Genomic DNA, 13098 nt, shown 5'->3' on the forward strand with positions numbered 1-13098 from the left:
TGCCGCGAACGGGAGGGTGAGGGGGCGGCGCCGGCCCAAGCCGCCGGTGCGGTGTCAGGCCGCCGCGCGCAGACCCTGGCTGCGCAGCTTCGCCACCGCGGCGATGGTCTTGAGCGCGGCCTCCGCCGCCTCCTTGCCCTTGACCAGGAAATGCTCGCGGAAGAAGGCGGCGTGGGTCTCGTGCTCGTGGAAGCGCTGCGGCGTCAGCACTGCGGATAGCACCGGCACCTCGGTGTCGAGCTGCACCCGCATCAGCGCGTCGATCACCGCCGTCGACACGAATTCGTGGCGGTAGATGCCGCCGTCGACGATGAAGCCGGCGGCGACGATGGCGTCGTAGCGGCCGCTCTTGGCCAGCAACTGGGCGTGCAGCGGGATCTCGAACACGCCCGGCACCTCGAACAGCTCGACCTCGGGGGCCGAAGCGCCGGCCCGGGCGATCTCCGCCAGGAAGGCGGTCTTGCACTGGTCGACGATGTCGCGGTGCCAGCAGGCCTGGATGAAGGCGATGCGCGGCGCGTCGGTACGGGAAGAAGACTGCTGATTCATGGTCATCCTCATGCAACGGACCAGAATCAGGGCATACGGGACCGGCCGCCGGGACTCGCGCCCGGCCGTCGTCCCCGTTCTCTTTCATCCGGACTGTGACCGTCGGCTTCGGGTTCTGACCGAATCTGCTGACCCCGCCGGTCGCCCGGCAGGCGCTCGCGGGCTCGTGCGTGGCCCTTCGCGACCACGCCATCACCGCCGGTGGGGACTTCCACCCCGCCCTGAGAACGTCCGCCGCCCGGGGGATCCGGACGGCTCCGGCGAATATCGGAAGCGGAACGGGGCTTGGCAAGGCCGGACGCGACATGGCGGTGGCGCGGCTGCGACATCGCGGGACGGGTCCCGCACAATCGACTCGGCCGAGAGGCAGCATCCTGGGCGCCTGATCCTGAGGGGAGGCGAGCGATGACGGACCAGACCGGCGGCTGCCTGTGCGGCGCCGTGCGCTATCGGGTGACGGGCCCGCTGCGGCAGGTGGTCGCCTGCCATTGCGGCCAGTGCCGCCGCACCTCCGGCCATTACGCCGCCTTCACCGCCTGCGCCGCCGATAACCTGGTGCTGGAGAGCGACCGCACGCTGCGCTGGTACCGGTCCTCGCCCGAAGCGGAGCGGGGCTTCTGCGGTGAATGCGGCAGCAACCTGTTCTGGAAGCCGGCCCACGGCCGCGCCATCAGCATCGCCGCCGGCACGCTGGACGGCGCCACCGGGCTCAGGATCGGCGCCCATCTCTTCACCGCCGACAAAGGCGACTACTACGCGATCGCCGGCGATGCCCCGCAATGGCCGCGGTATCCGGCCCAGGGCGACCCCGGCTATCCGCGGGTGCCGGGGCTGGGGTGACGCTTCAGAACGGCGAATCCGCCGGCGCCTGCTCGCGCCGCCCGACCATGTCGTAGTCGCGCAGCACCGCGGCGATGCGCAGGCGGTAGCCCTGGAAGATGCCGGCCCGGCCGGCGGCCTGGGCGGCGCGGTGTTCGGCCCGATTGCGCCAGCGCGCCACCGCCTCCTCGTCCTCCCAGAAGGACAGCGACAGCAGCTTGTCCGGGTTGGTCAGGCTGCGGAAGCGCTCGACCGAGATGAAGCCGGGCATCTGCTCCAAGATCGGTCGCAGGCGTGCGGCATGGTCGAGATAGTCGTCGAACCGGCCTTCCGCCGGCTCGACCTCGAAGATCACCGCGATCATGCGCGGGTGCCGCCCACCGTCAGCCCGTCGATCCTGAGCGTCGGCTGGCCGACGCCGACCGGCACGCCCTGGCCTTCCTTGCCGCAGGTGCCGATGCCGGGGTCGAGCGCCATGTCGTCGCCGACCATCGACACCTTGGTCAGCGCGTCCGGGCCGTTGCCGATCAGCGTCGCGCCCTTCACCGCCGGGCCGATCTTGCCGTCCTCGATCAGATAGGCCTCGGAGGCGGAGAAGACGAACTTGCCGTTGGTGATGTCGACCTGGCCGCCGCCGAAATTGACGGCGTAGAGGCCTCGCTTGACCGAGGCCAGGATCTCCGCCGGCGAGGTGTCGCCGCCGAGCATGATGGTGTTGGTCATCCGCGGCATCGGGTGATGCGCGTAGCTCTGCCGCCGTCCGTTGCCGGTCGGCGCCATGCCCATCAGCCGGGCGTTCATCCGGTCCTGCATGTAGCCGACCAGGATGCCGTCCTCGATCAGCGTGGTGCTGCGCGTCGGCGTGCCCTCGTCGTCGACCGTCAGGCTGCCGCGCCGGTCCGGCAGGGTGCCGTCGTCGATCACGGTGACGCCCGGCGCCGCCACGCGCTGGCCCATCAGGCCCGAGAAGGCGGAGGTCTTCTTGCGGTTGAAGTCGCCCTCGAGGCCGTGGCCGATCGCCTCGTGCAGCAGGATGCCGGGCCAGCCGGGGCCGAGCACCACGGTCATCTCACCGGCCGGCGCCTCGACGGCATCGAGCCGCACCAGCGCCTGGCGCAGCGCCTCGTCCACCGCCGCCTGCCACTGCCCCGGCTCGAGGTAGAAGTCGTAGCCGGTGCGGCCGCCGGCGCCGTGGCTGCCGCTCTCCATCCGGTCGCCGTCGCCGACCACGACCGAGACGCCGACCCGCACCAAGGGCCGGATGTCGGCGGCGTGGCGGCCGTCGGCGCGGATGATCCGCACCGCCTGCCAGTTGCCGCTGATCGAGGCGCTGACCTGGCGCACCCGCGGGTCCTTGGCCCGGGCATAGGCGTCGATCTCGGCCAGGACCTTGACCTTGGCCTCGAACGGCACGGCCGAGAGCGGGTTGACGTCGGTGTAGAGCTGCCGGTTGGTGCCCTGCGGCGGCTCGGCCAGGCTGCCGCCATGGCCGGCGCGCACCGCACGCACCGTCTCGCCGGCCCGCCTGACCGCATCCTCGCTGAGGGTGGAGGCGTGGCTGTAGCCGGTGGTCTCACCCGCCACCGCGCGCAGGCCGAATCCCTGGCTGGTGTCGAAGCTGGCGCTCTTCAGCTTGCCGTCGTCCCAGCTCAGCCCCTCGGACTGGACGTATTCCAGGAACAGCTCGCCGTCATCGGCGCCCTGCAGGGCATCGCCGACCAGCCGCTCGAGCCGGGCGCGGTCGAGCCCGGCCTGGGTGAAGAACAGGTCGTCGGTCTGGTCGAGGACGCTCATGACGGGATTCCGGTCAGCGGATCTGGACTCCTGAGATAATGCGGCCGGCCGGCGGGGGCCAGCCCCGATCGGCCGCAGACCCGAATCGGCTGCCGCGCGGATGCGACCATTTGCGTGATGGGCGCGGCAGCGCGGCCTGTTGTTGCCCCCGGAAACGCCCTGTATTTTCGCCATGGCCAGGATTGGCCCGGATTCGTGCGGCATCCGACGTCGTGGGGGCTTCAACCCTCGCGGTTCCGCCGGTATAAGGCCGAACGGAACCAGGTGTCGGCAGCAGCCGATGCGGGGCCATGGGTGGGAACGTCAACGATAACGAAAGAGCGGCAAGGCATGCGATCGGGCAGACTGCGTGGATTAGCGGCAGGCGCGTCGGTCCTGCTTCTTCTGGGCACGGGCGCGGCCTTCGCAGATGGCCCACCGCACAATTGGCAGCTCGGATTCCAAGAGGCGGCGTCGCCGGTCAAGGAGCAGATGGAGAGCTTCCATGACCTGCTCCTGGTCATCATCGTGGCGCTCAGCCTGTTCGTGCTGGGGCTGCTGGTCTACGTGATGTGGCGCTTCAACGCCAACCGCAACCCGGTGCCGTCGAAGACCGCGCACAACACCCTGATCGAGGTGATCTGGACGGTCGCGCCGGTGCTGATCCTGCTGGTGATCGCGGCCCCGTCCTTCCGGCTGCTCTACGCCAGCGACCGGACGCCGAATCCGGAGATGACGCTGATCGCGCATGGCTACCAGTGGTACTGGGGCTATGAGTATCCGGACCAGAAGATCGCCGAATACACCAGCTACCTGGTGAAGGACGCGGATCTGAAGCCGGGCCAGGTGCGGATGCTGTCGGTCGATAATCCGGTGGTGCTGCCGGTCGACACCGACATCCAGATCCTGACCACCGCCGGCGACGTCATCCATTCCTGGGCGGTGCCCGCCTTCGGCATCAAGAAGGACGCGATCCCGGGCCGGACCAACGAGACCTGGGTCCGGATCACCAAGCCGGGCGTCTATTACGGCCAGTGCTCGCAGCTCTGCGGCACCGACCACGCCTATATGCCGATCGAGGTGCATGCGGTCAGCCGCGAGGACTTCGACAAGTGGGTCATCGAGAAGGTCGGGCCCAACCCGGCCGAGAAGCCGAAGCTTTTGACAATGACCTGGGACGAGGCGCAGGCGCGCACCAAGCTGGCCCAGGCCGGCCAGTGATCCCACTCGGGGAGTGATCCCACTCGGGGCCGGCGGCCCCGACAGGCAAGGCCCCGGACGGGGGAGAGGTTGACACGATGGCTCACGCCGAAGCGCACGCACACGGTCACGACGACCACCACAGCCACAAGCCGGGCTTCATCAAGCGCTGGCTGTTCTCGACCAACCACAAGGACATCGGCACGCTGTACCTGATCTTCGCGATCATCGCGGGTCTGGTCGGCGGCGTGTTCTCGCTGATCATGCGGCTCGAGCTGCAGAACCCGGGAATGCAGTTCCTGGCCGACGGGCAGGAGTGGAACGTCGTCATCACCGCCCACGGCCTGATCATGATCTTCTTCACGGTCATGCCGGCGATGATCGGCGGCTTCGGCAACTGGTTCGTGCCGATCATGATCGGCGCGCCGGACATGGCCTTCCCGCGGCTGAACAACATCTCCTTCTGGCTGTTGGTCCCGTCCTTCGCGCTGCTGATCGGCTCGGCCTTCGTCGGCCAGGGCGCCGGCACCGGCTGGACCATCTATCCGCCGCTGTCGGAGGCGGGCCAGCCCGGCATGTCGGTCGACATGGGGATCTTCGCGCTGCACCTCGCCGGCGCGTCCTCGATCCTCGGCGCGGTGAACTTCATCACCACCATCTTCAACATGCGCGCCCCCGGCATGACGCTGCACAAGATGCCGCTGTTCGTCTGGGCGATGCTGGTGACCGCCTTCCTGCTGCTGCTGGCCGTGCCGGTGCTGGGCGGCGCCATCACCATGCTGCTGACCGACCGCAACTTCGGGACCAGCTTCTTCAAGCCCGAGGGCGGCGGCGACCCGCTGCTGTTCCAGCACCTGTTCTGGTTCTTCGGGCACCCCGAGGTCTACATCATGATCCTGCCGGGCTTCGGCATGATCAGCCACATCGTGTCGACCTTCTCGAAGAAGCCGGTGTTCGGCTATCTCGGCATGGCCTACGCCATGGTCGCGATCGGCGTCGTCGGCTTCGTGGTGTGGGCGCACCACATGTTCACCACCGGCATCGACGTCGACACCCGCGCCTACTTCACCGCCGCCACCCTGATCATCGCGGTGCCGACCGGCATCAAGATCTTCTCCTGGATCGCGACGATGTGGGGCGGGTCGATCGAGTTCAAGACGCCGATGCTGTGGGCGATCGGCTTCATCTTCCTGTTCACCATCGGCGGCGTCACCGGCGTGGTGCTGGCCAATGCCGGCATCGACACCGTCCTGCACGACACCTACTACGTGATCGCGCATTTCCACTACGTGCTGTCGCTGGGCGCCGTGTTCTCGATCTTCGGCGGCTTCTACTACTGGATCGGCAAGATGTCGGGCCGGCAGTACCCGGAGACCTGGGGCAAGATCCATTTCTGGATGACCTTCGTCGGCGTCAACCTGACCTTCTTCCCGCAGCACTTCCTGGGCCTGGCCGGCATGCCGCGGCGCCAGCCGGACTATCCGGAGGCGTTCCACGGCTGGAACATGGTGTCGTCCTTCGGCGCCTATATCTCGGTTGCCGCGGCCTTCCTGTTCGTCGGCATCGCGATCTACACGGTCCGGTACGGCCGCCGGGTGGAGGGCAACTACTGGGGTGAAGGCGCCACCACGCTGGAATGGACGCTGCCCTCGCCGCCGCCGTTCCACCAGTTCGAGCACCTGCCCCGGGTCAAGTGATCCGAGGCTGATGGAGAGAAGACCGGGCCGGGCCGCGCGGATCTCCCGTGCGGCCCGGTCCGCTTGAGGTTTATGATGTCGGACGTGACCCTGGACCGGACAGCCCGAACCGCCGCGGCGGATGCCGAAGGCGGCGCCACCTGGCAGGACTACCTCGCGCTCTTGAAGCCGCGGGTGATGACCCTTGTCGTCTTCACCGGCATCGCCGGGCTGATCGCGGCGCCGGGCCATCTGCATCCGGTCCTGGCCGCGACCGCGGTGCTGTGCATCGCCGTCGGCGCCGGCGCGGCCGGGGCGATCAACATGTGGTACGACCGCGACATCGACGCGGTGATGAGCCGGACCTGCGGCCGGCCGATCGTGCGCGGCCGCGTCGCGCCGTCCGAGGCGCTGGCCTTCGGCGTGTTCCTGTCGGTCGCCTCGGTGCTGCTGATGGGCCTGGCGGTCAACTGGGTCGCCGCCGGGGTGCTGGCCGCGGCCTCGGCCTTCTACGTCTTCGTCTACACCATATGGCTGAAGCGGCGGACGCCGCAGAACATCGTGATCGGCGGCGCCGCCGGATCCTTCCCGCCGATGATCGGCTGGGCCGCCGTGACCGGCGATGTCGGCCTGCCCTCGATCGTGCTGTTCGCCCTGATCTTCATGTGGACCCCGCCGCATTTCTGGGCCCTGGCCCTGTTCCGCAGCGAGGAATACGCCAAGGCCGGGGTGCCGATGCTGCCGGTGGTGTCCGGCGCGCGCGAGACCAAGCGCCAGATGCTGGCCTACACGCTGGCCCTGTTCCCGATCGGCCTGGCCCCGTGGCTGCTCGGCGTCGCCGGGCTGACCTACGCTATCGGCGCCGGCCTGCTCGGCGCGCTGTTCATCCTCTGCGCCCTCCGCGTGCTGGGCGAGGACGGTGCGACGACGAACCACCGTGCCGCCAAGCAGATGTTCGGCTATTCGATCTTCTACCTGTTCGCGATCTTCGGCCTTCTGATCATCGACCACATTCATGTCTGAGATGGCCGACCACCCCACCACCAAGCCCGCCCGGCACGGGGTTCCGGCGCCCGACGCCCAGCGCCGCCTGCGCGGCCGCAACATCGCGCTCGCCCTCGGCCTCCTGGCCTGGATCGTGCTGATCTACGTGATCACCATCGTCAAGATGACGGGGGGCTGAGATGGGCGGCCCGGCCCTCGACCCGAAGCTCCGCCGCCGCAACCGCCTGATCCTGACCGGGCTGTGCGGCGTTGCCTTCTCGATGGGCCTGCTGGCCTTCGCCTCGGTGCCGCTGTACCGGCTGTTCTGCCAGGTGACCGGTTATGGCGGCACCACCCAGGTCGCCGATTCGGTGTCCGGCGAGGTGCTGGACCGCAAGGTCCGGGTCCGCTTCGTCGCCAACACCGATGGCGGGCTGCCCTGGACCTTCAGGGCCGAGCAGGCCGAGGTCGAGGTCCGCCTCGGCGAGCCGGCGCTGATCTACTTCAAGGCCACCAGCAACGCCCAGGAGCCGACCGCCGGCCAGGCGGTCTACAACGTCACGCCGGACAAGGTGGGGCTCTACTTCTCGAAGGTGCAGTGCTTCTGCTTCACCGAGCAGATCATCCAGCCGGGCGAGACGGTGGAGTTCCCGGTCTATTTCTACGTCGACGCGGCGATGGACGCGCAACCGAACCTGAGCGACGTGCGCACCATCACCCTGTCCTACACCTTCTATGCCCAGCGGTCGAAGGCGCTGGAGAATGCGGTCGCCGCCTATTATCGTGCGGCCAAGAACGACAGCTGACGGCCTGCCGAGGGCTGTGGCCATGGGGCGGAACACCGAAACGAATATCGGAAAAGAGACCGAGAGGGGCACGAGGATGAGCAGCACCGACGTCCATGCCGACCGGCACGAGACGAGTTACGAACTGAACGCGGTTCCGCACCCCTATCATCTGGTCGACCCCAGCCCGTGGCCCCTGCTCGGCTCGCTCGCTGCCGGCGTCATGGCGATAGGCGGCGTCCTGTTCATGCATGACGAGGGGCCGGCGCTGCTGATCATCGGCTTCCTCGGCGTGCTGGGGGTGATGTTCGGCTGGTGGCGCGACGTCATCAAGGAAGCGACCTTCCGCAAGCTGCACACCCCGGTGGTGAAGCTGGGCCTGCGCTACGGCATGATGCTGTTCATCGCCTCGGAGGTGATGTTCTTCGTCGCCTTCTTCTGGGCCTATTTCGACTCCAGCCTGTTCGTCAACGAGGCGGCGCAATACGCCCGGGTCGAGGCGACCGGCGGCATCTGGCCGCCCAAGGGCATCGTCCCGGTCGATGCCTTCCATTTCCCGCTGCTGATGACCCTGGTGCTGCTGCTGTCGGGCTGCACCGTCACCTGGGCGCATCACGAGATCGTCGAAGGCAACATGAAGGAGGCGTCGAAGGCGCTCGGCGTCACCGTGCTCCTCGGCATCATCTTCACCTGCATCCAGCTCTACGAATACACCCACGCGGAGTTCGGCTTCCGCGACGGCATCTTCTCCTCGACCTTCTACATGGCGACCGGCTTCCACGGCTTCCACGTGCTGGTCGGCACCATCTTCCTGGCGGTGTGCTGGTTCCGCACCGCGCGCGGCGACTTCACCAAGGACAGCCATTTCGGCTTCGAGGCGGCGGCCTGGTACTGGCACTTCGTCGACGCGGTCTGGCTGTTCCTGTTCGTGGCCATCTACTGGTGGGGCGGCCACGGCGCCGCCGTGGCGCACTGATCCTCGGTGCCCGCCGGCTCTGTCTCTCCCCTGACCGCGGCGCTTGGCTGCAAATGCCCGCGCTGCGGCCAGGGGCCTCTGTTCAAGGGCTTCCTGACGGTGGCGGAGCGTTGCCCGGTCTGCGACCTCGACCTCTCCGAGGTCGATTCGGGCGACGGCCCCGCCGTCTTCCTGATCTTCATCCTCGGCTTCACCGTGGTGCCGCTGGCGCTCTGGCTCGGCATCGCTTACGACCTGCCCGACTGGGCGCCGATCGCGATCGGCGGCGTCCTGATCGTCCTGCTCACCGCCGTGCTGATCCGCCCCGCCAAGGCCTATATCGTGGCGCTGCAGTACCGCCACCGCAGCACGGGTCGATGAGAGCCTGATGGCACGGCGTTTCCGGCCGGAGTTCTGGCCGACCGTCTTCCTGATCCCCGCCCTCGCCCTGATGCTCGGCCTCGGCGTCTGGCAGCTCGAGCGCCGCATCTGGAAGACCGAGCTGATCGGGCGGATCGAGCACGGCCTGGCCGCGCCGGCGGCGCCGCTTCCGGCCGAGATCGATCCCGGCTTCGACTACCGCCACGTCACCGTCACCGGCCGCTTCGACGCCGCGCACGCCTTCCGGCTGCTGGCCCGCGTGCATGACGGCGTGACCGGAATCCAGGTGGTCACGCCGCTGATCCGGGACGACGGCGGGCCGGCGGTGCTGGTCAACCGCGGCTGGGTGCCGCTCGGCCCCGACGGCAAGCCCGCCGCCTTCGATCCGCCGCCCGAAGGGACGGTGACGGTGGAAGGCATCGCCCGGCGTCCCCTGGCGCAGGGCTGGATGCAGCCGGACAACAGCCCGGCGACCAACGAATGGTTCTGGGTCGATCCGCCGGCCATGGCCGCCGCGGCCGGGCTGGACCGGGTGGCGCCGGTGGTGGTCGAGCAGGCGGCCGGTCCGGACCGCGGGCGCTATCCGCTGGGCGGCCAGACCAAGATCGACCTGCCGAACAACCATCTGCAATATGCGATCACCTGGTTCGGCTTCGCCGCCATCCTGGTCGCGATCTATCTGCTGCACCATCTGCGGCGCGGCCGCGCCGCCGGGAAAGGACCCGACGCATGACCGCCTATTCCGAGATCGCCGCCCATTTCGGCCGCATCGCCGCGCTGTCCAACGCCATCGGCATCCTGGACTGGGACAACGCCACGATGATGCCGAACGGCGCGGCCGGGACCCGGGCCGAGAGCCTGGCGCTGCTGCACGTTCTGCGCCACGGCATGCTGACCGATCCGCGCCTGTCCGACTGGCTGCCGGAGGCCGAGGCCGACAACAGCCTGGGGGAGTGGGAGCGCGCCAATCTGCGCGAGATCCGGCGGCTGTGGACGGTGCAGACGGCGGTGCCGGCCGACCTGGTCGAAGCGTCGAGCAAGGCGGTGTCGGCCTGCGAGATGGCGTGGCGCCAGGCCCGCGCCGACTCCGATTTCCCGTCGCTGCTGCCGAAGCTCGAGGAGGTGCTGCGGCTGCAGCGCGAGATCGGCCGGGCCAAGGGCGAGGCGCTGGGCCTGCCGGCCTATGACGCCCTCCTGAACGATTACGAGCCCGGCGGCCGGTCGGAGCGGATCGACGCGCTGTTCGACGACTTGGCCGCCTTCCTGCCCGGCTTCACCGAGGAGGTGCTGGCGATCCAGGCGCACCGGCCGGCGACGCCGCGGCCGGAGGGCCCCTTCCCGGTCGAGGCGCAGCGGGCGCTGGGCATCGCCATGATGCGGGTGCTGGGCTACGACTTCGAGCGCGGGCGGCTCGACGTCTCCACCCACCCGTTCTGCGGCGGCGCCGACAACGACGTGCGCATCACCACGCGCTACGACGAGACGGACTTCACCCGCGCGCTGATGGGCGTGCTGCACGAGACCGGCCACGCCCTTTACGAGCAGGGCCGGCCCCAGACCTGGATGAACCAGCCGGTCGGCCAGGCCCGCGGCATGAGCCTGCACGAGAGCCAGTCCCTGCTGATGGAGATGCAGGCCTGCCGCAGCCGCGAGTTCATCACCTTCGCCGCGCCCCGGATGCGCGAGGCCTTCGGCGGCTCCGGCCCGGCCTGGGAGGCGGAGGCGCTGTGGCGCCACTACACCCGGGTCGAGCGCGGCTTCATCCGGGTCGACGCCGACGAGGTGACCTATCCCGCCCATGTCATCCTGCGCTATCGCCTGGAACGGGCGATGATCGCCGGCGATCTGCCGCTGGCCGACCTGCCGGCCGCCTGGAACGACGGCATGAAGGCGCTGCTGGGCGTGGTGCCGCCGAACGACCGGCTGGGCTGCCTGCAGGACATCCACTGGCCGAGCGGCGGCTGGGGCTATTTCCCGACCTACACGCTGGGTGCGATGACCGCGGCGCAGATCTTCGACGCCGCCAACCGGGCAGAGCCGGAGATCCTGCCGGCGATCGGCCGCGGCGACTTCGCGCCGCTGGTCGGCTGGCTGCGCGCCAACATCCATGAGCAGGGTGCGCGCTGGGAGACCGACGAGCTGCTGACCCGCGCCACCGGCCGGCCGCTCGACGCCGCCGTGTTCAAGGCGCATCTGCGCCGGCGCTATGCCGGTGAGGGGTGATCAGGGGTCGGGACGTGGCTTCCCAACACCGTCATTGCGAGAAGGCGAAGCCGACGAAGCAATCCAGGGGCCGGTGCGTGCGGCCCCTGGATTGCTTCGCTGCGCTCGCAATGACGGTATGGGATGTGATCGGCCGTGAGCCTGTGACAGGCGGCATTCGCGAGAGACGGGGCATGGGGGCCTGACGCCCGAAACTTGCATGTCTCCAATGCCGGTTTGGCGCGCAGGATTCCGACCCGTCAGACGAGTTGAGTCGGAATCCGAACGCCCGAGGGGGCCGCGCCGCCGCGGCCTTGAGACATGACGACCCGCCTTCCGCGCCAGGTGCTGATCCCGCTGATCATCGCCTGCGCGCTGTTCATGGAGAATCTCGATTCGACGGTGATCGCGACGGCGCTGCCGAACATCGCCCATTCCTTCGGCACCGACCCGCTGCATCTCAGCCTCGCCATCACCTCCTACCTGCTCAGCCTCGCCGTGTTCATCCCGGCCAGCGGCTGGATCGCCGACCGGTTCGGCGCCAAGACCGTGTTCCGGGCGGCGATCATCGTTTTCACCATCGGCTCCGTCCTCTGCGGCCTCTCGAACTCCACGGCCGAGCTGGTCGGCGCCCGCATCGTCCAGGGCATCGGCGGGGCCATGATGGTGCCGGTCGGACGGCTGGTGCTGCTCCGCAGCGTCTCGAAATCCGAGCTGGTGCGGGCGATGGCCTATTTCACCACCCCGGCCCTGCTGGGCCCGGTCCTGGGCCCGCCGCTGGGCGGCTTCATCGCCACCTACAGCTCCTGGCGGCTGATCTTCTTCATCAACGTGCCGATCGGGATCATCGGGGTGATCCTGGTCACCCTGTTCATCGACGACGTGCGCGAGGAGGAGAAGCCCCCGCTGGACGGCTGGGGCCTGGTGATGTCGGGCACCGCCCTGGCCTGCCTGGTCTTCGGCTTCGAGACGGTGGGTCGGGCGATCGTGCCGCTGCCGGTGACGCTGGGCCTGCTGGCCTTCGGGGCCGCGCTGATCTGGCTCTATGTCCGCCACGCCCATCGGGTGCCGGCGCCGATCATCGACCTGAAGCTGCTGCATGTCCGCACCTTCCGGATCTCGCTGGTCGGCGGCACCATCTTCCGCATCGGCATCGGCGCCATCCCGTTCCTGCTGCCGCTGATGCTGCAGCTGGGCTTCGGCATGACCCCGTTCGAATCCGGCCTGCTGACCTTCGTCAGCGCCGCCGGCGCGCTGTGCATGAAGATGACGGCGACCCGGATCATCCGCCATTTCGGCTTCCGCCCGGTGCTGGTGTGGAACGCGGTGATCAGCTCGGCCTTCCTGATGAGCTATTCCCTGTTCCGGGCGGACACGCCGCACCTCCTGATCCTCGGCCTGCTGCTGGCCGGCGGCTATTTCCGGTCGCTGCAGTTCACCAGCCTGAACACGCTGGCCTTCGCCGATATCCCGCCGCAGAAGATGAGCCGCGCCTCCAGCTTCTCGAGCACGGCGCAGCAGCTTTCGGCCAGCCTGGGCGTCGCCACCGGCGCGGTGCTGCTGAACCTGGCCCTGCTGCTGCGCAGCGGCGGCGAGTTGCAGGCGGCCGACTTCTCCTGGGCCTTCGCCGCGGTCGGCCTCCTGTCCCTGTGCTCGGTGCTGATGTTCCTGCGCCTCGCCCCCGATGCTGGGGCCGAGGTCTCCGGCCACGCCGTCGCCCCGGTGGCGCCGCCGGAGCGGCCAGGCTCCGCCCGGGTCGCGCCGGGAGAGTAGG

Annotated in this window: 14 protein-coding genes and 1 riboswitch; of the genes, 11 read left to right on the plus strand and 3 right to left on the minus strand. The window is 69.0% G+C overall.

Translation table 11 applies throughout. From position 1 onward, the window contains the following. Positions 1 to 54 precede the first annotated feature (54 nt). Entirely contained in the window at positions 55 to 549 is a 495-nt protein-coding gene (locus tag G537_RS0105780; RefSeq protein WP_245578941.1) for a 6,7-dimethyl-8-ribityllumazine synthase, read from the minus strand. 72 nt (positions 550 to 621) lie between these two features. Beyond that, positions 622 to 782, minus strand: a riboswitch (FMN riboswitch). A 172-nt stretch (positions 783 to 954) separates the two neighbouring features. Here G537_RS0105780 and G537_RS0105785 point away from each other — a divergent pair. Further along, the gene (locus G537_RS0105785; protein WP_026869295.1) at positions 955 to 1389 is read left to right on the plus strand and encodes a GFA family protein; all 435 of its coding nucleotides are present in this window, start codon (positions 955 to 957) and stop codon (positions 1387 to 1389) included. A gap of 4 nt (positions 1390 to 1393) precedes the next feature. Here the strand turns inward: G537_RS0105785 and G537_RS0105790 are convergent, their stop codons facing one another. Further along, the gene (locus G537_RS0105790) at positions 1394 to 1732 is read right to left on the minus strand and encodes an antibiotic biosynthesis monooxygenase family protein (RefSeq protein WP_026869296.1); all 339 of its coding nucleotides are present in this window, start codon (positions 1730 to 1732) and stop codon (positions 1394 to 1396) included. Continuing rightward, positions 1729 to 3162, minus strand: coding sequence for a metalloprotease TldD (tldD, locus tag G537_RS0105795; RefSeq protein WP_026869297.1), 1434 nt, complete (start codon positions 3160 to 3162; stop codon positions 1729 to 1731). Before tldD ends, G537_RS0105790 begins: the two co-directional genes overlap by 4 nt. A 330-nt stretch (positions 3163 to 3492) precedes the next feature. Between tldD and coxB the strand changes: the two genes are divergently transcribed. From coxB to G537_RS36660, 10 genes are all read left to right on the plus strand, one after another. Then, complete coding sequence (coxB, locus tag G537_RS36645) at positions 3493 to 4362, plus strand: cytochrome c oxidase subunit II (RefSeq protein WP_034850688.1); 870 nt, start codon at positions 3493 to 3495, stop codon at positions 4360 to 4362. Positions 4363 to 4439: 77 nt separating this feature from the next. Then, the gene (gene ctaD / locus G537_RS0105805; RefSeq protein WP_026869298.1) at positions 4440 to 6038 is read left to right on the plus strand and encodes a cytochrome c oxidase subunit I; all 1599 of its coding nucleotides are present in this window, start codon (positions 4440 to 4442) and stop codon (positions 6036 to 6038) included. Between the two features lie 75 nt (positions 6039 to 6113). After that, positions 6114 to 7040: a heme o synthase gene (locus tag G537_RS0105810; RefSeq protein ID WP_026869299.1), complete on the plus strand. Its 927-nt coding sequence runs from the start codon at positions 6114 to 6116 to the stop codon at positions 7038 to 7040. Further along, positions 7033 to 7200 carry a hypothetical protein gene (locus G537_RS43535; RefSeq protein WP_155888515.1) on the plus strand — a complete coding sequence of 56 codons (168 nt, stop codon included), beginning with the start codon at positions 7033 to 7035 and terminating at the stop codon, positions 7198 to 7200. Before G537_RS0105810 ends, G537_RS43535 begins: the two co-directional genes overlap by 8 nt. Position 7201: 1 nt before the next feature. Continuing rightward, positions 7202 to 7807, plus strand: coding sequence for a cytochrome c oxidase assembly protein (locus G537_RS36650; protein WP_051247958.1), 606 nt, complete (start codon positions 7202 to 7204; stop codon positions 7805 to 7807). 76 nt (positions 7808 to 7883) lie between these two features. Then, positions 7884 to 8762, plus strand: a complete 879-nt coding sequence (locus tag G537_RS0105825; protein ID WP_026869300.1) for a cytochrome c oxidase subunit 3 — start codon at positions 7884 to 7886, stop codon at positions 8760 to 8762. Positions 8763 to 8768: 6 nt separating this feature from the next. Further along, positions 8769 to 9122 carry a DUF983 domain-containing protein gene (locus G537_RS0105830; protein WP_026869301.1) on the plus strand — a complete coding sequence of 118 codons (354 nt, stop codon included), beginning with the start codon at positions 8769 to 8771 and terminating at the stop codon, positions 9120 to 9122. Positions 9123 to 9129: 7 nt separating this feature from the next. Further along, positions 9130 to 9855: an SURF1 family protein gene (locus G537_RS36655; RefSeq protein WP_034850690.1), complete on the plus strand. Its 726-nt coding sequence runs from the start codon at positions 9130 to 9132 to the stop codon at positions 9853 to 9855. Further along, positions 9852 to 11345: a carboxypeptidase M32 gene (locus G537_RS0105840; protein ID WP_026869302.1), complete on the plus strand. Its 1494-nt coding sequence runs from the start codon at positions 9852 to 9854 to the stop codon at positions 11343 to 11345. Before G537_RS36655 ends, G537_RS0105840 begins: the two co-directional genes overlap by 4 nt. A gap of 300 nt (positions 11346 to 11645) precedes the next feature. Beyond that, the gene (locus G537_RS36660) at positions 11646 to 13097 is read left to right on the plus strand and encodes a DHA2 family efflux MFS transporter permease subunit (RefSeq protein ID WP_051247961.1); all 1452 of its coding nucleotides are present in this window, start codon (positions 11646 to 11648) and stop codon (positions 13095 to 13097) included. Position 13098: the final 1 nt, after the last annotated feature.

This window comes from Inquilinus limosus DSM 16000, from assembly GCF_000423185.1.
GTDB lineage: Bacteria > Pseudomonadota > Alphaproteobacteria > DSM-16000 > Inquilinaceae > Inquilinus > Inquilinus limosus.